This window comes from Cognaticolwellia aestuarii, from assembly GCF_002000025.1.
GTDB lineage: Bacteria > Pseudomonadota > Gammaproteobacteria > Enterobacterales > Alteromonadaceae > Cognaticolwellia > Cognaticolwellia aestuarii.
On the sequence record NZ_MUZV01000006.1, the window covers coordinates 29,199 to 51,766 of the forward strand.

The window sequence follows — 22,568 nt, forward strand, 5'->3', positions numbered from 1 at the left end:
ATATGTCGTTAAATATTGCTACTTTGTTGTCGAGACTTTCCGTGTACCCATTAAATTATATCGAACCTGTATTTCGTCCGCCCAGTGAGTGGAAAAGCTTAATATTACAAGTGACTAACGGTTGTTCGTGGAATAAATGCACCTTCTGTGACATGTATACCAACGACAATAAAAAATTCAAACCCAAGAAGCCCGAGATTATTGAGCAAGAATTATTATCCATAGTGGCATCTAAGTTGCCAGTGGGCAGGGTGTTTTTGGCTGATGGTGATGCAATAATGCTGCCCTTTAAGCGCTTAAAAGATATTCTTTTATTGATCAAAAAGCATTTACCTCAAGTAACCCGTGTATCGAGTTATTGTTTACCACGTAATTTAGGTAACAAAACGGTTGAACAATTAGCTGAGCTGAAATCTTTAGGCTTAACACTCGTGTATATCGGTTGTGAAAGTGGCGACGATGAAGTGCTAACGTTAATTGAAAAGGGGGAGAGTTTTGACAGCTCTTTAGCCGCACTGACTAAAATAAAACAAGCCGGTATTAAATCATCGGTAATGATTTTAAACGGTCTGGGTGGCCCCGAACTTTCGCAACAACATGCGATAAATTCAGCCAAATTAATGAATGCTGCACAGCCTGATTTTTTATCCACTTTAGTGGTATCTTTTCCCTTAGGTGAAGAGCGTTTTGCCAAAAATTTTAACGGCCGTTTTAGACAGTTAAATCAACAAGAATTGTTTCAAGAAATGGCAACATTATTAACGACTTTAACCTTAGATAAAACCATTTTTCGCTCTGATCACGCATCTAATTACCTGGTGCTAAAAGGTGTTTTAGGTAAAGACAAGCAAGCCTTACTCGATAAAGTAAATATGGCAATTACTCAACCGCAAGCAATTCCGCTCAGGCAAGAGTGGCAAAGGGGTTTGTAGAAATTAGTGACGCTGTCAGTACATAACAAAAACGATTACGCGTTACTTTTTGTAGTGATAATTTGCTGTATTTTAGGCTTAGATAACAATAAGAAAATCACCGTAGACAATATTGCAGAGCCAAATATCATACACATTACAATTATTTGATATCTGGCCGCAATTAATGGTGAAACACCAGATAAAATTTGCCCTGTCATCATGCCAGGAATTGACACTAAACCAACAGCAAATAAAGAATTTATAACCGGAATAGTTGCTGCATTTAGCGCATGTTTTCGGGCTAATAAATACGGGGTTTTATTGTCAATTTCAGAAAACATTCGCTCAGCACTTAAACTGATACTGTTCATCGCTGTAGCAAATATCATCCCCGCCAATGGAATAATTACTTGCGGTTGATACCAAGGCGTTATTGATAATGCTCCTTGGCTGATCACAACTAAAGTAAAGCCACCACCACATAAAATGGCAACAAATCCCTGTTTGAATAACAACATGCGGTATTCATTTAATGTGCGTAATGCTATCCAACAAGAAATAGTCACCATCGCAAATAAAATAGCGACAATTAGGCCAGCATTATCAGAATAAAAAATATAGCTCAGCACATAACCTATCAGCAATAACTGCACTAGCATACGTGAAAGGGCATAACTGGCTTGTTTTACATCTAATGACCATAGATACAAAAAAATAATCGCGATAAGCACCGGGATAAAAGCAATAGAAAGATCAAGTAAACTGATCACTTGCAGTGTGTCATTCATCAGCAAAAGTAATAATGAGATAAGGGTAAACTATTATTTATTATTTTTATGACAGGAGATAGAGCTTAGCGCATCACTTTTGCTAAAAAAGGTAATTATATTCCCATTACAGGCAAGCATAGTGTATAAACGTTGGCTGAACAGCCATGATAATTTGCTATTTCAAATAAGGACACATGCGTGTACAACATCGTTAAAAACATACTGCCTTGGCTATTGCCGCTTATCGCTATGATAAGTTCCTTATCGGTATCGGCACATGGTGTAGATGAAGTAACTCGACAATTTTTAGAAACAAATCAAGGTGTTGCCATAATACCATTTATGTATATTGGTGCTAAACATATGCTAACAGGCTATGATCACTTATTGTTTCTTGTTGGTGTGATATTTTTTCTGTTTCGCGGCCGAGATATTTTGCTTTATGTAAGCTTATTTACCCTTGGACACAGCTTAACTTTACTCTTTGGCGTACTTAGCCATATTAACATTAACCCTTATATCATCGACGCTATCATTGGCCTGTCAGTGGTTTATAAAGGTTTTGATAATTTAGGTGGCTTTCAGCGCGTATTTCACTACCAACCCAATACAAAAATTGCCGTGATTGTTTTCGGTTTGTTCCACGGCTTTGGCTTAGCCACTAAAATACAAGAGTTTCAATTACCGAGTAATGGTTTAGTCAGTAACATTATTTCATTCAATATAGGTGTTGAACTAGGCCAGTTTATAGCGCTAGCCATAGTGTTAATAATATTAAGTTTTTGGCGCAGGCATAAAAGCTATTTACACTTTGCAACGCTAACAAATACTGCATTAATGAGTGCCGGTTTTATGCTAATAGGGCTACAGCTTACTGGCTACTTCATCACTTAGCGCAGCAATATGTAAAATAATTCTGATAAATTCGGCAAAACTAAAACTTGCCCCAACATATAAAGTAAATTTGGATAGAAAATGAATGAATTTAAAGTTCCTGTACATAGCACACGCACGTTAACCAAAGCAGGCATGATGGCGATTATTGTTGCTATTGTTTTACTTATTACCTGTATTTTACCGGCAGAATATAACATTGACCCAACAGGTATTGGCAAAGCGCTAGGCTTAACGGCTATTGCTCAAGCCTCTGAAAAGTCGCCAAGCTTAGTGGTTGATCGCGGTCAGCAAATTCATGTATTACGTAACGACAGTATTGATATTGTGATCCCCGCAGGTAAGGGCTTAGAATATAAATTCTATATGGAAAAGTATGCTCATTTAGAATATGAGTGGAAAACCGATGGCGAAGTGCTTTATTTTGATTTTCACGGCGAGCCAGAAGGCGACACCACAGGCTATTTTGAAAGTTACTCCATTACAACGTCAAACAACATGAAAGGTTCATTAACCACACCTTTTAAAGGCGTGCATGGTTGGTATTGGAAAAACCGCAGCCAGCAACCAATAACCGTATCGTTAACAACGAAAGGTTACTACCTTATTAAAGGCTAATTGCCAAAATACTAACAACAAAAAGCCGCTAACAGTATGTTTAGCGGCTTTGTTCATTCTGATGGTTAATTAGCTTTGCCTATGTTGATAAATTATGGCGACCACCATAGGTTTAGCTTTTATGATTTGTTGATTTTTCAGGCTCTTGGTTAAAAACATCACGACAATCATTAGCTTCCTGGCAATCAACGCGCTCATTTAAGCTTGGATCATGTACTGGTAGTTCTTCAGCATATACGCCTTTGCTGCGCCATTTACCACTATTCCAACGTTTAAAAGCAATAATGCCGCGTATACATTCATCTAAACTGGTTGCTATCCAAATTCCTACCAGACCATAAGCATAATGTAGCCCTAATAACCAAGCTAACGGCAGGGCAATAAACCACATTAAAACAAAGCCAACAATTGACACGTAACGCGCATCACCTGAAGCACGTAAAGACGAACCAACAATTAAATTAAAACTTCGACCAAACTCGCCCATAATGGCCACTAGCAGTATTAACTTACCTAATGCCCAAATATCAACATTCTCGGTAAATAGCGCAAATAGCTGATCTGAGAAAGCTAATAAAGTGAAGACAAAAAACATCGCGCCAACAACGCCAAGTTTTAACCCCAGTATTAGCTGCTTGTGTGCATCATCAAAACGTTTAGCGCCAATATAATGCGCCACTTTTATTTGCACACCCGCACTAACGGCAAAACCGTAAAGAATAGCGGTAAAAAGCAAGTTAAAGCTATAAATGCGCGTTGCTAATGCTAGCTCACCCATAGTGACGATCATCACAGTCATTAAAATTTGCGTTAATTGCCACGACATAGGCTCTAGCACTGACGGCATTGATATTTTTAAAATAGGCGCACTGTCTTTCTTAAATAAATTCCAGCTTTTAGGAAGCGCAACGTTGATTTTTAAATGCCTGATAATAATCACTAAGGTGAAACATAAGCTTACCGCCCATGCGATAACTGACGCATAAGCAACACCTTGTACACCTAAAGCAGGAAAACCAAATTTGCCATCAATTAATAAATAGTTAAAAACAATATTTACCACGGTCATAACGAACGTTGACCACATGTTCCAATGCGTTTTACCTTGCGAGGTTAAAATGGCAGCAGCAGCGAACCTAATGGCTAATATCCATGTTCCCATACCAATGGTTTTTAAGTAGATGCTAGCCATATCAGCCATACTGTCATTTAATCCCATCCACTGTGCAAAAGTAGGGGCAAATGAAAACATCATTACGGTTAAGAACATACCGCCAAATAGAAGAATAACAAACAAAGCGCCATAGGTAGTGGCTAGCTTTTTATGATCACCAGCGCCAATTCGTTGCGAAGCAACACTACTGCCACCTTGATGCAATGTACTATAAAGTGCGAAGGCAATACCTAATATTGGCATAACAGCACCCACAGATGCGGCAGCCGAATCAGAAATACGACTTAAAAACCAAGCATCAGTAACATTGATCATGAAAATGAAAAATAAATCGATAAAAATAGGCCAAGTTAAACTCAGCAGACTACGATCAGCAACAGATTGGTTAGTTTTTGGCACAACACCTCCTAGTAAATATGCAGTAGCATAGTATACCAGTTGCCGTGATAAATACGGATCGTTACGATTGTTACAAATCGTACGTTTTAAAAATGAACAAATAAACATCTAAGGGGCAGTTAAAACCTGATATTTGATGAATTATTCAGCACTTGGCACAAAAAATTAAATAAAATGCAAAATAAGCGCAATTAGCACTTTACAAAAGCGCTTCAGGTATTTAATATTCGCCTCGTTCTGAAGCAGCAATGCTTTAGAGTTCAGGTGAGATGGCTGAGTGGTCGAAAGCACCGGTCTTGAAAACCGGCAAGGGTTTGTAGCCCTTCTAGAGTTCAAATCTCTATCTCACCGCCACATTAAGAGAAGCCCGTTAATCGCAATATTGACGGGCTTTTTGCTATCTGGGTATTTATTTTAGTAATGGGTTTGTAGCGCTAGAACTTCGAGTAGAGTTCAAGTCTCTATCTCACCGCCACATTTAGAGAAGGCGCTAATCGAAAGATTAGCGCCTTTTTGCTATCTGAACGTTTATTTTTGAGTTTAGTGACAAGTCTTCAACAGGGTTTGTAGCGCTAGACCTTCGAGTAGAGTTCAAATCTCTATTTCAGTGCCACATTTAGAGAAGGCGTTAATCGCAAGATTGATGGGCTTTTTGCTATCTGGGTGTTCATTTTTGAGTTTAGTGACAAGTCTTAAACAGGGTTTGTAGCGCTAGACCTTCGAGTAGAATTCAAATCTCTATCTCACCGCCACATTAAAATACAGCTTTTACAAAAACCTAATAATTTTGTTATTTACTTGGTTCATATCAAATTTTCTTTACCGATAAACTGTAGAATTAATTGAAATTGTTCACGAATACAATCTGATACAATAAAATTATTGATATTTAATTATGCTATGTCATAAATAGGTAACATATAAAATATTGAAAGGAATCAAGTTTTGAAGGATAAGGAAAAAATCGCTTTATTTATTGATGCTGATAATGCGCCTGCAGCAAAAATTGATATTATATTATCTGAGCTAGCTCGATACGGTGTTGTAAACATTCGTAAAGCTTACGGTAACTGGAAAAGCCCTTGTATTAAACCCTGGGAAGATGTTCTTCACGAATACGCCATACAACCTATACAACAGTTTGATTTAACTAAAGGCAAAAACGCCACAGACATAGCACTAGTCATTGATGCTATGGATATTCTCTACACTAAAGATGTTGATACTATCTGCCTTGTTTCATCTGATTGTGACTTTACTCCCCTAGTTACGCGTGCATTAGCTGATGGCAAATTTGTTATTGGCTTTGGCGAGCGTAAAGCACCTTCAGCTTTCGTCAACAGTTGTTCAAAGTTCCTTTACCTAGACGATATTGAAACAGAAGAAAAACCAGTACAAAAACGAAAGCCAAGTATTAAAAGTGATACTAGGTTAATGAATATGCTCCGCCAAGCTGTAGAAGCATCTGAAGATGATGAAGGTTGGGCACAGTTAGGAACTATTGGGTCTCATATATCAAACCATGCATCATTTGACCCTCGTAACTATGGTTTTAAAAAGTTGAGTGATTTGTTTACTGCAATCGACTTATTCGAAATGAAACGTACTCATGGCTCTGCAACATGGGTAAGAGATATACGCAAGTACAAGGCAAATTAAGTGAACTTAGATATTTACCTAAACATGATGTACAACGCAGCTTGGTATTTAATACCTATATGTTTATTCGCTATCATTATCAAATCTGCATGGTTTAAAGGTGTGCTTGGTGAGTGGCAAGTGAACTTACTGATTAAATTGTTCTTAAATAAAAATAAATATCATCTTATTAAAAATGTGACATTGCCAACCTTTACTGACGGTAAAAAGCAGGGCACAACGCAAATAGATCATATTATTGTGTCTCAATACGGCATATTTGTTGTTGAAACCAAAAATATGAAAGGGTGGATTTTTGGTAACGAAAACCAAAAACAATGGACGCAACAAATCTTTAAGCATAAATCAAAATTTCAGAACCCACTTCACCAAAACTATAAACATGTCAAAACGTTAGAAGCTTGTTTATTTACTGATAACAGTAATGATAACACCTCTATATTCTCCGTTATCATCTTCATTGGTGACAGTACCTTTAAATCAAAAATGCCTGACAACGTTAGGTTCGCACGTGGTGGAATCAGATATATCAAAAGTAAAACAGACATTGTTTTTAATACAGAAGAAACACAAAGTATTATTGAACAGATTGAAAGTGGCAGGTTAGAACGGAGTTTTAAAACTAATCGACAACACGTTAAGCATGTTCGAGAAATTATAGAAGAAAAATCTGATACCAAATCTTGTTCAAAGTGTGGTGCTGAAATGGTGTTACGTAAAGCAACCAAAGGTAAAAATACAGGTAATGAGTTTTGGGGATGTAGCACGTTTCCACACTGTAGGAATGTCGTTAAAGTAGGTTGTTTGAATTATTATTAAGCAAGTTTTATGTTGAATTCTGCTACAAATCTAAGGCTTTTAACTTCAGATATTATACTCAGAAATACTTGTTTGAAATTACAAAAAAGGTTTTTATATGTTCAAGATAGGTAGAAGTAATGACCCTATGATTATGATGTAAGGTTCAAATATAAGTTATTAGTTTTATTAAATAACTTAATAACCTTTCATTAATATGGTTAAATACTCTCAACAATAAAATAGCAAGGGTGTGCTGTGGCAAAAGTTAAAGTTGACACGAAAGGAATTAAAAACCGCTTAAAATCATATAAAGCGTTTAAGTCTATTGCCGAGTATATCTGGAACGGATTTGATGCGGGTTCAACTTCCATTAATATTGATTTTTCACATGATGACAATTCTGGAAACATCAGTAATCTAAGCATATCGGATAATGGTTCAGGAATAGATTTTGATTTATTAGTAGATAAATTTGAGCCAGTTCTAAAGTCTGAGAAAAAAGATTATAAACAAATAAATAACACAACCCTCATACATGGCCAACATGGTTTGGGCAGGTTAACCTTTTATCATTTTTCTAGATATGCTAAATGGACTACTACATATAAGAAGGGTGAAGATTTTTTTGATTATTCTATCAATGTGAATAGTGATGCCTTAGATGATTTTGACAAAACTAAAACGGCACTATCTCAAGCTAATAAAACAGGGACCATAGTTACATTTACAGAAATAGATAAAAAGTTTTCTAAATTTTATTTTGATTCACATGTAGTTCAGTTTATAAAGAAAGAATTTTGTTGGTTTCTAGAGTTATATAAAGACCTAGGTTATAGCATAAAAATAAATAATGTAGCACTGGACTATGAGGATCTTATTGGAGATCGTGAAACTACAGTTCTAAAAATATTAAATCTTGAGTTTAACGTAAATTATACCCGTTGGAAAACAGCCCCAAACCGTCAACCTTCAAGATATATATTTACTTCATCAGATCACAAAACTAAATATTATCAGACTACAAAATTCAATCGAAAAGGTGACAGTTTTCATCATTCTTTAACCATTAATAGTTTATATTTTGATAATTTCATTATTGGCAAACAAAATGAAACAAAGGATCATTTTAATGCATCGGTGACAGATAATGAGTTCAAAGAGTTAACAAAAAATTTAGATATTTATGTTCGGAGCAAACGAACTCCTCTTCTACATCAGTTTGCGAAGGACTTGGTCGAAGAATATGAAAAGAATAGTGTTTTTCCTAATTATAATTCAAATGATAAATATGAATCCTTAAGGGCTGAGGATTTAAAATCTACTGTCAAGTCATTGTACGAAATTGAACCGTCAATATTTAAAGACTTAAATAAAACACAAAAGAAAACTTTTGTCGCATTTCTAAATTTAATGCTAAGTGGCTCTGAACTTGATGATCTTTTTACTATTTTAGAAAGTGTTATAGATATAGATTCAGCACAACGAGAACAATTTGCAAAGCAGTTAAATGTGACCAAATTAGGTAATATTATTGAATCTATTGACCTAATAATAGATCGTAAACGCTCTGTTGAAGACTTGGGGAAACTTGTATTTGATAAAACCTTGTACGCAAAAGAAGTTCCCCATTTACAAGCTAAAATGGAAAAGTGTTACTGGCTTCTTGGTGAACATTTACAGTTAGTCACAGCAGCAGAACCAAAATTTCAAGAGGCACTTGATAGATATTCATATTTGTTACGCGGAGAAAAACCAGATAATGAAACAAAGGAAATCGTTGAAGGTGAGCATAAACTAAAAGAAATGGATTTATTTTTAACTACAAGAACTATTTATAATGACAAGATTGAAAACATTGTAGTTGAATTAAAGCACCCCACAAATATCAGGCTTGGTAAAAAAGAGATAGATCAGGTTATTAATTATTATCAGCAAATTAAGTCTATAGACGGTTTTAATACGAAACAAGAAGCATGGAAGTTTTATTTAATAGGAAATAAATATGATGGTAGTGAATTTATTGAAGACCAAATAAACAATTTAAAACACTTTGGAGAAAAGTATTTAGCATATCGAGGAAAGTATGATGTTTATGTTGTTTTATGGGAAGAATTATTTACAGATTTCGAAATTAAGCATAATTTCCTATTGGACAAATTATCCATTCAACGTGACAAATTAATTGAAGGTGAAAATTTATTATTAGCGGATGATTTTGCTAATGTAGAAAGATCATCTGATCAATTACCAGAAGTAGCAATAAACATCTAATTAATATAAAGAATCATTAATTAGATGTTTATTTTTTTGATTAATTTATGTGAGTAGTAGACACTATTTACTTTGAGTTATGCAGAAGGAAAGGTAGTGAAATGGAAAATTTACTCTAAATAATTTAAAGCTTGATAGTACAACATTAAATAGTAACTATCGTTGTATTTTGTAATCTTTTTATAAATGAAGTTTACTCTCCCTCTAATAATAAAATTAACTGGATAAGACTTATTTTTGTATATAAAAATGCATATGTCTTAAATAAATAAAATGTCTAATAAACTATTTTTAATAGGTATAAATGCCTATTCTCACCAAGCAAATTTAGAAAGCTCAATAAGAGATATTACTGATTTTAAAAACATACTTCTTGAAAAATTTGAGTTTGAAGAAAAAGATGTTTATGAAATAACTGATGAAAATGCAACGTCTAAAAATATACAAGATGCCTTTAGATCTTATATCAAGCAATTAAACGAAAATGATAACTTAGTTATTTATTATTCAGGTCACGGTGACTTTGATGAAAGTTCAGATATAGGCTATTGGATTCCTCATGAAGCTGATCATTACACGGACTATATTCCTAATAATACAATTACGGCATATTTAGAAAAAATTGCATGTAAACACATTTTTCTAATTTCAGACAGTTGTTTTTCTAATAGCTTATTACGGTCAGGGAAAACAAAGAGCATTGAGGAATATTTTGAAAAAAAATCCAGATGGGCTTTAGCATCTGCATTTAATGAGGCAAAAGATTCTGACGCTTATTCAAATACGCTTTTTGCGGAAGTTTTAATTGATGCTCTAGAAAACTCAACTAAAAATTTAAGGGTTTCCGAAATAATTGAAAATGTTAAAAAGCGATTTGAGATAAATCAATTTCAAACACCTCAAGGAAGTCCATTACAAATATCGGGGCATAATGGTGGAGAGTTTATATTCAATGTTAGACAGCAATTGGATAAAAGAGAGTTTAAAGGGTACGTTGATTTTAAAAAAATACTGAAATTGTATAAGCGAAATTCGAACTTTACTGAATTAGATACGTTTGAAGATAAAACAAACAAGATTGGTTATCAATTATTTGAAGAGATTGATAGTGTAATTCAGAAATCAACAAATTATCTTTATTTATATGAAGGTATAAATCAAACAAAAACACTAAAAAAGCTTCAAGATCAGCATCCTAAACTTATTTCAAGCAAGAACCTTGTGATTTTTATTCCTATCGAAAAAGATCAAAAAATCACAGAAAGAAGAAAAAAGAATATCAATGACAAATTTAAACCAATAAGTCTATTTTATATTGATGATTTCATAAGAGAACACTGTACTCCAAAAGTTATCTTGGACGATGATTCAAAATATTTAAACATCAGTAATTTTATATTACCTATTTTAAATAATGATTCAGAAAATAGTGAAGTCAAAAATTATTTTCATAATTGGTATAACCAAGTTGACGACCCTATATTAGTTATTAAAGGGAGTGGAGGTATAGGAAAAACCACTCTTGCTCATTATTTCGCTGATAAGCTAATGCATAAGAATCCTTCACGTTATGTTTTATTTATTGACTCCATCTTAATTAAAGATAGTTTATTAAAAAATAAAAACAGAGGGAATTTAAACTTATATAATTTTTATGAAGCACTCTTTGATATCACAGATAATATCCAAGAGAAATTATCTGAAGAGTTATTTCAGCTGAATATAGACGCGGGTAACATCCTAATTATTATTGATGGATTGGATGAAGTTATATCAAAAATCCCCAATTTTAATGTTTCTGAATTTCTAAAATCTATAAAATCCTCAACAACAGATTTATGTAACGGTAAAGTGATCATAACTTGTAGAACATACTTTTGGGATAACACAAACTTTGTCGAAAATAATTTTTCCATTATAGAATTAGAACCATTCAGTGAAGAGCAAACAGAGGAGTTTTTCAATAAGAGTTTTGGAGAGGCACAAACAAAAATTAAGAAAGCTATTAAACTTGCAAATGATTTCAAATTTCCAAGTAATGATGGAAAACATATTTATCATCCATATGTTTTAGATATTATTAGATCTATTATTGATAGTGAGGATGACACAATAAATTTTGATTTATCGGACCTACATTCAAAGTATTTAAATAGTGAAATTAAAAATGATTATATTACATATCGGGTTTGCGATAGAGAAATTAAGCGTGTAGGCCAAATATCTGTTGAAGAACAGATACAATTTTTTATTTATTTGTCCGTTCAAAAAAGGGGAACTGTAAAAGCACTTCATTTACAGCACGAGATAGAAAAGTCTTTGGGTAAAAGTATAAACAAAACAAGTGTAGAGGCTTTTAAGTCGCATCCTTTTTTAAAGTGCTTAGATTCTTCTGTCGTTTTTAAGTATGACTTTTTGTCCGATTTATTTAAAAGTATATATTTATCTTCTTATTTTAATTTTGATAACGATCAAAATGCAGTATCAGATCATTTTACTGATATTATCAGTGAAAGTTGCTGGTTTGGCTCTGCACTGAACACAGATACTACAAATCGAATAAAACATTGGGACACAGATGATGTTTTATTAGTGTCTGATGTAATATCACAAATTAAATTAAATTATAAAAATGCAGAATCCAATAAAATTGTAGGTAATATTTTTAATTTATGTTTGGCGATTAATCATAAATTTAATCCAAATGATGTTGTTGCTAATACGAATTTATTAAAAGACTTATTTGAAGTTAAAGCAGGGGAAATTGAGGGTTTATGTCTTATTGATATAAATGTTGATCAAAAAATCAAGTTTGATTTTAGCGACTTGCAATTATCAAATTCAGTAATTGATAACTATGATAATTTTTGGTGGTGTAAGTTTAATGATAAAACAAAATTCATAAACTCAGAATTACTAAACCTAAATGGAAAACACAAGAATACAGGTTTAAACAAAGCAAACTTTATTGACTGTAACTTTGACTCTTCACTCGAAAAGTCACTAAAGGCAATATCTTCAAATAACCATAACCAATTAGAAAAAATCAAAATATTTTTGCATGACTTTTTCCATTTATTTGTAAGTAATGGGCGACTTGGTAGACAGTGGGAGCATAAGGTAATATTGCCAAGGTTTAGTGCTATTAATAAATGTAATATTAACTATAAAAGGTTAATTCAAATATTGAAAAATCATGAGTTTATATTAATAGACAATGAGTTGAATAAACGTAAATTTTCTATTAAAAGTGACAATAAAGAAAATGTGGTGAAGTATATAAAAGATGGTACTGTTTCAAATTCAATCGCAAAAATCATTAAAGAATTACAATAGTTGTAAAATACCTTCATGAAATTATAAGTTATGTAAGCTACATCACTGATGCACCGGACAAGGATATATGCATTAGCCTTTCTAATAATTACATAAAATTTTGTGATTTTTAGTGTACTTTCTTTATATTGACTATTCTCCTTATAGAGAATAGTCAATATAAAGAAAGTACAAATTTTAGTAATAATTGATTTAAAAATTATTTCAATGGCAATTTTATTGAATATAACCAGTGCCCATACTCGTCCCATTCCTCCCGCCACATTTAGAAAAGGCGCTAATCGAAAGGTTAGCGCCTTTTTGCATTTTAGATATCTATTGTAGAGACTAATATAGGGGTTAAAGTGGCTTTGAAGCACAACGCCCATACATAGAGTTCAAGCAAATATTTTACCGTCAAACATAGTGTATTGTATAAAATAGCTTAATTTATGTATCAATCTATACTATAAAAATGTTCTATTTGATTAAAGGATTTAATCAGTATGTACGTGATAAAAATTGCTTTTATTGCTTTTATTGCTTTTGCTGTTACTCCTAAAGCTCAGGCTATAGATCACATAAAAATGCATAGTCCTACAGTAGGTGAGGATAAAAGGACAATGCACAAAAATGAGGTTTTAATACGAGCACTTGAAATTTCAAAGCAAATTTACGGCAGCTATACTATAGATTTTTTAAATGTCGAGTTATCAACAGCTAGAGCTTTACGTGTGATAAAAAAAGGAGAAATGATCAACGTATTTATCGCAGCAGCAAATGATAATTGGGATAAGTTTGCAACCCCCATAAAAATACCCATCCGATTTGGTCAACTTAGTTATCGGTTATTATTGGTTAATAAAAGCAACCTTGATGCGTTCAAAGCAATCGAGTCGCTATCTGATTTAAAACGATTAACTGCGGGGTTACAAAGGGGGTGGGCACTTAATGATATCTTTAATGAGATAAATATTGAAGTGCTGACTAGTAGTGATTTTGAAGGCTTATTTCAAATGCTAAATAGAGGCCGATTTGATTATTTCCCTCGAGCCGTATATGAAGCTTACAACGAACTTGAAAATAGAAGTGACGTCTTAAATAATATTGTTGTTGAACCAACACTTGCGCTTTATATTCCTAGTAAGTCATATGTTTACGTGTCCAACAATGCCCCACGAATAGCGCAAAGGTTAGAATATGGTCTAAAAATAATGAAAAAAAATGGTGAGCTTAAAGCCATTTATAATCAATATTACAAAGAAGATATTATTCGTGCAAACCTATCAAATAGAAAAATAATCACAATCGAAAACCCTTATTTTAGTAACCAAGAAGAACCCATTGATGTGAACATCAGTTCGAATTGATTGTTACGTCCGTAATAGCTTGGCAGAAGTGTGCATTATGCTCATTTACTTAACGATTATGAATAACGCTATTACTGACATAATCTCTAGTTGAACAATTATTAGTTTTATTGATGGCTAATACTGAGGGTTTATCAACAGTATTTTGTTTCGGTGAGAATGATGAAATAAATGATGACTGCTAAAAATTAGTTATTTTATCTGGTTGGTGCTTGATGACATGGCAAGCTACAAGCAAAGTGTTAATATAGTGGTACTTGGCACTTGCCGAACATTTTTGATTAATTCTGGAAGATACATGAACTTACAACAAGCTTTAGTCGTAATCGGTGATGCACATGGTAATGACTTACCTGTAGAAGCCCTTGAAACCGTTAAAAGCCATTGGGCAAAATTTTATCCTGAGCTAGAGTGCTTGATGGATAAATTTATCGCTGATGAAACCTCGTTAACGGATGAAGAAAATGCGCTGTTATTTTTTGGTACTTTATTTCTTGCTGAATTTAAATACACGCCAGCTTTATCGAAATGTTTAGCGCTATTTTCTCGCAGTGATAGCTTTCTAACGCCTCTTGAGGCCGTTTTTGGTGATGCATTGACCGAGCTAACAGCTACATTATTTTATAACGTTGCCAACGATAATACGCAAGCGTTGTCTGATTATATAGTTGCAGGACATCAAGCCATGTATTGTAAGGCTTCAGCGATAGAAGCTGTATTTGCACAATATGAAATGGGCACGATAGATAACACCGTAATATCATCGCATGTCACATGTTGGTTAAATGCGTTTTTAGCGCTACCAAGCACTAATAATAACTTTTTAATCAGTGTATTAGCTGATTACTGCATTGTTTATCAACTTGATGAGTTTAAAGCGCAATTTCAATCGATGTTAGATAAAGACATCTTTGATACAGACCGTATTACCTTATCAGAAGTTGCCGCTTGGGATAATACACATGGTTGTAAAGTTTTAATTGGTTTAATCGTAAATACTAACTTTGATTTGATTGCAACATTAAGCAGTTGGCAAAGCTATGATGAAGCGGGTGAACTAATGGTCGAAGAAGCTGACGATACGCAAGGGTTTGATTCATTAATGGATGAAGGCGGGTTATTGTCCTCTATTTTATACGATGAACAAACCATTATTGACAACAGCGTTCCGGTAAGTTCATTACCTCGGGCTGGCAGAAATGATCCTTGTCCGTGTGGCAGTGGGAAAAAATATAAAAAGTGTTGCTTGCATTAACAGCAAAACAATGAAAATTTTTCTGCTAACCCATGAACGTGAATTGCGCCGAGTAACTAATACTGGCGCTATTGCACTGCAACATGCGGGTGAAATTGTTGAACGCATAGTTTGGCAACGTGTAAATCCGCCAGCACTGCTGACTCGTTTAATAGCGAATAATGCCGCGATATTATTGTATTCAAACGCCCAATCTAGCGCGAAAATATCATCGGTTGAGCCATTACCTGAGCACACAATAACCGATTCGATGAGTCTTGATAGATACGACAATATCATTATTATTGACAGTACATGGCAAGAAGCTCAAAAAATTTTTAATCAAAGCCCTTATTTAAAACAAGCTGCCCAATTTACGGTAAAAACTGAAAATAGCTCATCGTATAAGCTAAGAGCTAACCAGCCAGAAGGCGGCTTGTGTACCATTGAATGTATAATTGAAGTGCTAAAGTTAAAGGGTGAATATGAAATAGCGGCTAACTTGGCGATAAAATTCGCTGATTTTAATCGCTAACATTAATCACTAACTTCAGAGTATAAATTTTTTGCGCTTGCTTGTTTTTCTCATGAAATCTATTTATAAAAAATTTTACAAACAGAAACTTAAAATAAACTCGTTACAACAATGAATCGTTCATCATTAACCGAAAAGAAATAAACAATGTCTTATCCTGCTTGTCCAAACTGTCAAAGTGAATACGTATATCAAGAGCAACAATTACTTATTTGTCCTGAGTGTGCATTTGAATGGGATCCTAAAGAAGTTGCAGAAAATAGCATTATTGCTGTTAAAGACGCTAATGGCGCTTTGCTGTGTGAAGGCGATAAAGTTACCGTTATTAAAGATTTAAAAATTAAAGCCAGTTCGCAAGTAATAAAAATTGGTACTAAAGCGCTGATCAGGCGGGTGTTTGATAAAAAAGATCATCAGCTTGATTGTAAAGTAGACGGTGTTGGCGAAATCATGGTAACAGCCAAGTTTGTTAAAAAAACCTAAAAACGAAATACATTTATATCGTAAACGCTCGGCAACTTTTGACCTATCAATGGCAAAAATTACCGAGTAACTCCAAAGAGTTGCCGCTGAGGTTATTAAAAAAAACTCTTTAAGCTAATGATTTACAATTATTTATAGTTATATGGCCTTTTATCGTTAACTTTTTGTTGGCGCAAATTTTGCTGTCTACATGCATGATGTTTGCAGGTATGTTCGCTGCAAATAAAAGCAAACGTATAAGGAAATATCATCGTTATGTCTATTTCAATTAATAATCAAAGCTATATGCAGGCGTTGTTTAAAACCAATACTGCAAGCGATGTTAACCAAGTAAAACAATCACTGCCTGCTATTGATAATATCGCAGCGCCCAAGCCAAGTGATATGACTGATATTAAAAACCTTCGTTATATTTCAAATATCAAACCTGAAGAAGTCGCAGCTCATTATGAGTCAATAAAGACTGCTGCCAGCAAAGCGCTTGATGAAACTAATTTTGAAAATAAACTGTTAGCGCCCAATGATTATCACAATGCCACCATAGATAAAATTATGGCGGTACCGATTGAGGTTAAAATTGATCGCGACGAAGTTAACACGGCTATTTTATATAATCGATTGGGTATTAGTTTTTTAGATGTAAAAAGAGTTGAAGTAAGAATGGAAATTCTAAACCTTGCTCAAACTGAAGTCGATAATGACGCAGACAAAGGCTTGATCCGAAAAGACCAACAATTAGCGCTGACTAAAAAGATAGACGAAAATCTGGAAAAATTAACCGCACAAAGGCAAAGCTTACTCGACAGAAATAATGGCGACGAAAGTGAAGAAGTTTTCTTGTGCAACTTGAGCAACAAAGAAGTATCAAGTTATAAGCCTATGCGTTAATTACGTATTGTTAAGCTACTTAACCTGAATTCTGGATAAGCAGCACTTGCTCAACCCTCCTTTTTAACCCATTGTCTGCCTTAAAACGTCGATAAATAGCCCGCTATTGATAAACGTTTTGCCTTGGAAATGGCATAAAATGAAGCATTGATGATGTCTATTAGTGATGTTCACCTTGCTATAGCATTTACTTTGGCACCTAAGCTTTTGAATCACATGAATATCAAGCACTCATTATCCAGAATTCAGGTTACTTAAATAAATGCCCAAAAAACCAACCAATAATGGTAATAAACAGCACCGGTAACACAAACCAAAGCATGATCGGCATTACCACCACAACAACTAATGCCACAAAGGAGGAAATAAAAATACCAATTAGTGGCAGTAACACTAACAAAATTAAGGAAATAACGACGCCAACAAATGTTAAAGCAAATAAAACCATGGCAATAGCAGCGAGTGGGTTTTCAACTTTACGGTTATTAATCATTAATTGCATAATGCTTCCTTTTCCTAATTGTTTTCTTGGTCAAACTATATACTAAATAACAATGTTAAGATGAATAAAGCAAAAACAAAAAATATAAAGCCATTAATGTAGCCTTTGTTACGAGATTTTTGCCAAAATACTTTTTGAGCTGTTTGCACTGTTTGGTTTAAATGATAACTACAGTGCGGGCACTTGTTGCCAAGATACATAATTAAGCGACAGCGAGGGCACTTATCTGATGGCTCAAATTCAGCCATTCCCATAATTGTTGGCTTTTTGTTTTTCATTTCTTCCCTAAAAATCCCACAATACTAATAACGTCTCAAATATACACAGTTTTATTAATAAGGTTAATGTTATTAATAAATACCTTGTTAATTTAGTGTTTTTTTATTTTAATTCAGTTGTTTGTCAGTAGTGCAGCAGCATGTTACAAACAAAAAAACAGTTACTATTTTTGTATAAAGTCCTGAAACACAAGCGTAACTGTATAAATAATCAGTGCTATTAGGCGTGTCACTTAGTTAATGTTATTGAATTAATGTCCCTGAATTAATGTTACTGAAAAATCCCGCTAATCACCGTATAATTGCCCCCATAGTATTAAAGGCATTTAAGACATTTCATGGCAGCGCAACAAAATCCCCCAGAGTTAGCAGTTAGACAAATTCATATTACTGAAGGTCACTCTCATAACAAAGTACTCAATAGTTCACCCAACAAAACAGCTAACAAGAACTTGCATAAGCAGAAAATTATAAATAAATCTGCCCCTAAAATTGTGCTCGCAACACTGAATGCTCGTTACTTTCATACCAGTTTTGGCTTGCGTTACCTATACGCGAATATGCAAGAGTTACAGCCGTTTTGTGAAATCAAAGAATTTATTATACAAACCCGTGCTATTGATATTGTTGAACAAATTTTAGCGTCTAAGCCTGATATTGTCGGTTTTGGGGTTTATATTTGGAACATAGTTGAAACTACTGATGTGGTGAGTTTGTTAAAAGTAATCGCACCAGAGATTAAAATAGTATTAGGCGGGCCAGAGGTAAGTTATGAAACAGAGCAGCAAGCCATAGTGGCCAGTGCTGATTATGTGTTAACCGGGCCTGCTGATCTAAGTTTCTATCAATTGTGTAAAGATATTATCGCTGATGCACCATTAGAGAGAAAAATTCTCAATTCAAAGCCGGTTGAATTAAAAGATCTTGCCTCGCCATATCAATATTATACCGATGAAGATTTAGCTAACCGTTTGCTGTATGTTGAAGCATCGCGCGGTTGCCCATTTAAATGTGAATTTTGTTTATCGTCTTTAGATAAAAACTCAGTACCTTTTGAAATAGTGCTGTTTCTTGAGCAAATGGAAATTCTGTATAACCGTGGCGCACGTAACTTTAAGTTTATTGATAGAACCTTTAACTTAAACATTAATACCACGATGGAAATCATGCAGTTTTTCTTAGACCGCATGACAGACGATCTTTATTTGCACTTTGAAGTGGTACCTGATCACCTACCTAGAAAATTAAAGGCCTTGTTAGCACAATTTCCTGAGGGCAGTTTACAGTTCGAAATAGGTATACAAACTTTTAATACTGAGGTGCAAGCCAATATTAGTCGTAAACAAAACAATGCTAAGTCAAAAGAAAACTTACTGTGGTTAAGAGATAATACTCACGCCCATATTCATGCTGATCTAATTTTTGGTTTGCCCGGTGAAACCTTTGATAGTTTTAAAGATAGCTTCAATCAACTTTATCATTGTCGACCACATGAAATTCAAATGGGGATATTAAAGCGCTTGAAGGGCAGCCCGATCATTCGCCACACAGAAAGCTTTGACCTTCGTTTTAACCCGTTACCACCGTTTAACATTTTAAGTACTGACCGAGTTAGCTTTGCTACTATGCAACGTATCAATCGCTTTGCGCGCTACTGGGATATGATCGGTAACTCTGGCCGTTTTAAATACGCACTACCGTATATGTTATCTGATGAGCCGTTTGATGATTTTATGGCGATCACTGAGTGGATATTTAATAAAACGGGTCAAATTCATAATTTTAATCTGAAAAAGCTGTTTGAGTTACTTTCGCAAGCAGTTGAAGCTGTTTTTCCAGAAAAACATCAAAAGGTTATTGACGTTATAGAACAAGATTTTCAGGCAGCGAAATTAAAAAGCCTGTTTAGTAGCTTGCAGCTTTATGCAACCGAGCAACCACAGTTAGTTATTAAAAATAAATCCTTAAAGCGCCAGCAGCAACATATGAGCTAAATACATTAACAGCCTTATCAGATACCGCCGTTACTGTACAAATAGCTTACGCGTTTAATAAAAATAAGCCGATGGTTGACACTATCGGCTTATTGTATTGTACTAAACTTAAACCAAACTAAACTAAACTAAACTAAACAGCTAGCAAGCTAAAAAACTAGCAGTAATGCAATGGTTTACGCTGAAAGTAGCGAGATAAAAAAGCTCATTTCTAGGGCTTTGTCGTTCAGGCTTTTAAAGCGCCCTGAGGCACCACCGTGGCCAGCATCCATATCGGTTTTAAACAGTAATAAATTATTATCGCTTTTAAATTCTCGCATTTTTGCGACCCATTTCATCGGTTCAAAGTACTGTACTTGTGAATCATGTAAGCCCGTGGTCACTAAAATATTAGGGTAGGGCTGTGCGCTAATATTATCGTATGGCGAATATGCTAATATATTTTGATAAGCGTGTGGCTCGTTCGGGTTACCCCATTCGTCATATTCATTGGTAGTTAACGGTATGCTTTCATCAAGCATGGTGGTTAACACATCCAAAAAGGGCACATGTACGCCCACGCCGAGATAAAGCTCAGGTGCTTGATTAACGACTGCGCCCATTAATAAGCCACCCGCGCTACCGCCAGAAGCAAAAATTTTATCCTTAGCACCGTAACCTTGTGCAATAAGGGCTTTAGTCACATCAATAAAGTCATTAAAACTATTTTGCTTATTTGCCATTTTACCGTTTTCGTACCATTGACGGCCAAGCATTTCTGAGCCACGTACATGGGCAATAACGTAAACAAAACCTCGATCGAGTAGGCTAAAAATTTCACTGGAAAAATTAGGATCTATAGTAATACCGTATGCGCCATAGCCATATTGTAACAGCGGGTTAGTACCATCTTTTTTGAAGCTGTCTTGGCGGTAAACTAACGATACAGGCACTTCAATGCCATCGCGAGCAGTAATAAATATGCGTTCTGACTGATAATGTTCTTTATCAAAAGCCCCCAACACCTTTTGCTGTTTAAGTAACTTGCGTTGACCCGTTGCCAGGTCAAATTCAAATAACGATCCTGGCGTGGTTAAGCTTGAATAATATAAACGCGCCATTGTGCTGTTTGGCTCGGGGTTATCGTCTAGACAAGCGAAATAACAAGGATCGTCAAATAGTAATGGGTATTGTTGACCAGCATTTTCACCATGTGTTGTATGAACAATAAAGCGAATTTGCCCATGCTCACGCTCAGTAATAACAATAAAACGCTTAAATAGTTCGATACCTTCAAGTAGCACATTGTTTCGATGGGCTATCACTTCTTGCCAATTATCAATATCACCAAGTTGCTTGGCAGTTGCTTTCATTAAACGAAAATTTTTCGCCTTATAATTAGTAACAAGGTAATAATGCTCGCCCATTTTATCGGCATGAAATTCATGTTGCTCTTGATAAGGAAATAGATCGATAAACTCGCCATCAGGTTGTTCAGCATCTAACACTAAATAATGTGTTGATTCAGTAGCATGTAAACAAATATACAGTTGTGATTCATCTCGGCTTTTGTCTAAGCTCATGTAAAAGCTATGATCATCTTCTTGATAAACCAGTACGTCGTCAGCTTGTGCTGTGCCTAATTTATGACGATAAACTTGCGTGCCCAACAGGGTATCTAGATCTTTTTTAACATAAAATACGGTCTTATTGTCGTTAGCCCAAACAACTTGTCCTTCAGTTTCAAGCAGAATATCGGTTAAATACTCATTATCGGTGTCAATTGAGCTTTCTCTAGCTTTTGTTTTAGCTAAGTTTTTAAAACTAATACTATAAATACGACGACTATCCGTGTCTTCAGATATCGACATAATTTCATCGTTCGGGCTGATTGAGATATCAGCTAAATCATAAAAGTCATGGCCTTTAGCTCGCTCGTTAACATCTAACAGCAGCATTTTGTTGTCACCGGCAAAACTTGTTGCGCGATAATAGCGAGAAAACTCTTGTTCGCCATTAATTTCGCTGTGATACCAGTATTTACCATCTTTAGCGGGAACCGTATTGTCATCTTTTACAATGCGTGCTTTTAACTCGTTAAACAGTAATGTTTGCAAAGGTTTCTGCTCAACTAGCATGGCATCTGCATAGCTATTTTCCTCATTAAGGTGAGCAATTACCTTTTCATCATTACGTTGGTCATCACGCATCCAATAATAATTGTCTACACGTTGGTGTTGATGTATGACCATTTCATGTGGAATTTTTTCAGCTATGGGTGCGGTAATAGTGTTATTTGACGTAGGTAAAGATGTTGGCACTAAGTGCTCCTATTAAATTAATGAGGTTTGATAAAAATTTTTCTCGGCAAGTTTATCGAGCTTTTCACATTTACGTTAGTTAATTGTTTTAAAACTTTCCAAGTAAGCACAAAGGCGCGAATTATTGCTGAATGAATAAGCTATGTTTTAGATCAAATTGTTTAGCTCC

At 34.6% G+C, this 22,568-nt stretch carries 18 protein-coding genes and 1 tRNA gene; 14 read left to right on the forward strand and 5 right to left on the reverse strand.

The features are described 5' to 3' along the window. Window positions 1-2 precede the first annotated feature (2 nt). Window positions 3-932 carry a radical SAM protein gene (locus B0169_RS10335; protein ID WP_077285904.1) on the forward strand — a complete coding sequence of 310 codons (930 nt, stop codon included), beginning with the start codon at window positions 3-5 and terminating at the stop codon, window positions 930-932. Window positions 933-967: 35 nt separating this feature from the next. Here B0169_RS10335 and B0169_RS10340 read toward each other — a convergent pair whose 3' ends face one another. Beyond that, window positions 968-1,702, reverse strand: a complete 735-nt coding sequence (locus B0169_RS10340; protein ID WP_077285905.1) for an ABC transporter permease — start codon at window positions 1,700-1,702, stop codon at window positions 968-970. A gap of 231 nt (window positions 1,703-1,933) precedes the next feature. Here B0169_RS10340 and B0169_RS10345 point away from each other — a divergent pair, with 231 nt between their 5' ends. Together B0169_RS10345 and B0169_RS10350 are read left to right on the forward strand one after the other, a co-directional pair. Further along, on the forward strand, window positions 1,934-2,578 hold the full coding sequence (locus tag B0169_RS10345) for a HupE/UreJ family protein (protein ID WP_077286131.1): 645 nt from the start codon (window positions 1,934-1,936) through the stop codon (window positions 2,576-2,578). A gap of 81 nt (window positions 2,579-2,659) precedes the next feature. Further along, window positions 2,660-3,196, forward strand: a complete 537-nt coding sequence (locus B0169_RS10350; RefSeq protein ID WP_077285906.1) for a hypothetical protein — start codon at window positions 2,660-2,662, stop codon at window positions 3,194-3,196. Between the two features lie 112 nt (window positions 3,197-3,308). Here B0169_RS10350 and B0169_RS10355 read toward each other — a convergent pair whose 3' ends face one another. Next, complete coding sequence (locus B0169_RS10355) at window positions 3,309-4,769, reverse strand: MATE family efflux transporter (RefSeq protein WP_158077075.1); 1,461 nt, start codon at window positions 4,767-4,769, stop codon at window positions 3,309-3,311. 263 nt (window positions 4,770-5,032) lie between these two features. Between B0169_RS10355 and B0169_RS10360 the strand changes: the two genes are divergently transcribed. The 10 genes from B0169_RS10360 (at window position 5,033) to B0169_RS10405 (ending at window position 17,325) form a co-directional block, all read left to right on the forward strand. After that, a tRNA-Ser gene (locus B0169_RS10360) sits at window positions 5,033-5,123 on the forward strand. Window positions 5,124-5,714: 591 nt separating this feature from the next. Continuing rightward, on the forward strand, window positions 5,715-6,428 hold the full coding sequence (locus tag B0169_RS10365; RefSeq protein ID WP_077285908.1) for an NYN domain-containing protein: 714 nt from the start codon (window positions 5,715-5,717) through the stop codon (window positions 6,426-6,428). After that, the gene (locus tag B0169_RS10370) at window positions 6,429-7,247 is read left to right on the forward strand and encodes a nuclease-related domain-containing protein (RefSeq protein WP_202971823.1); all 819 of its coding nucleotides are present in this window, start codon (window positions 6,429-6,431) and stop codon (window positions 7,245-7,247) included. Between the two features lie 237 nt (window positions 7,248-7,484). Continuing rightward, window positions 7,485-9,500, forward strand: coding sequence for an ATP-binding protein (locus B0169_RS10375; RefSeq protein WP_077285909.1), 2,016 nt, complete (start codon window positions 7,485-7,487; stop codon window positions 9,498-9,500). 273 nt (window positions 9,501-9,773) lie between these two features. Next, entirely contained in the window at window positions 9,774-12,836 is a 3,063-nt protein-coding gene (locus B0169_RS10380; protein ID WP_077285910.1) for a caspase family protein, read from the forward strand. 485 nt (window positions 12,837-13,321) lie between these two features. Further along, window positions 13,322-14,185: a substrate-binding periplasmic protein gene (locus B0169_RS10385; RefSeq protein ID WP_077285911.1), complete on the forward strand. Its 864-nt coding sequence runs from the start codon at window positions 13,322-13,324 to the stop codon at window positions 14,183-14,185. Window positions 14,186-14,483: 298 nt separating this feature from the next. Then, the gene (locus B0169_RS10390) at window positions 14,484-15,440 is read left to right on the forward strand and encodes a DUF1186 domain-containing protein (protein ID WP_077285912.1); all 957 of its coding nucleotides are present in this window, start codon (window positions 14,484-14,486) and stop codon (window positions 15,438-15,440) included. Window positions 15,441-15,450: 10 nt separating this feature from the next. Beyond that, window positions 15,451-15,954, forward strand: coding sequence for a tRNA-uridine aminocarboxypropyltransferase (locus B0169_RS10395; RefSeq protein WP_077285913.1), 504 nt, complete (start codon window positions 15,451-15,453; stop codon window positions 15,952-15,954). Between the two features lie 147 nt (window positions 15,955-16,101). Beyond that, complete coding sequence (locus B0169_RS10400) at window positions 16,102-16,437, forward strand: zinc ribbon domain-containing protein YjdM (protein WP_077285914.1); 336 nt, start codon at window positions 16,102-16,104, stop codon at window positions 16,435-16,437. 255 nt (window positions 16,438-16,692) lie between these two features. Then, window positions 16,693-17,325 carry a hypothetical protein gene (locus B0169_RS10405; protein WP_077285915.1) on the forward strand — a complete coding sequence of 211 codons (633 nt, stop codon included), beginning with the start codon at window positions 16,693-16,695 and terminating at the stop codon, window positions 17,323-17,325. Window positions 17,326-17,575: 250 nt separating this feature from the next. On the opposite strand, the gene B0169_RS10410 is transcribed toward B0169_RS10405, so the two are convergent. Then, entirely contained in the window at window positions 17,576-17,827 is a 252-nt protein-coding gene (locus tag B0169_RS10410; protein WP_077285916.1) for a hypothetical protein, read from the reverse strand. A 35-nt stretch (window positions 17,828-17,862) separates the two neighbouring features. After that, the gene (locus tag B0169_RS10415; RefSeq protein WP_077285917.1) at window positions 17,863-18,105 is read right to left on the reverse strand and encodes a hypothetical protein; all 243 of its coding nucleotides are present in this window, start codon (window positions 18,103-18,105) and stop codon (window positions 17,863-17,865) included. 338 nt (window positions 18,106-18,443) lie between these two features. On the opposite strand from B0169_RS10415, the gene B0169_RS10420 reads away from it, so the two are divergent. After that, the gene (locus B0169_RS10420) at window positions 18,444-20,099 is read left to right on the forward strand and encodes a B12-binding domain-containing radical SAM protein (protein ID WP_077285918.1); all 1,656 of its coding nucleotides are present in this window, start codon (window positions 18,444-18,446) and stop codon (window positions 20,097-20,099) included. Window positions 20,100-20,275: 176 nt separating this feature from the next. On the opposite strand, the gene B0169_RS10425 is transcribed toward B0169_RS10420, so the two are convergent. Beyond that, entirely contained in the window at window positions 20,276-22,399 is a 2,124-nt protein-coding gene (locus B0169_RS10425; protein WP_077285919.1) for a S9 family peptidase, read from the reverse strand. Between the last annotated feature and the right edge of the window lie 169 nt (window positions 22,400-22,568).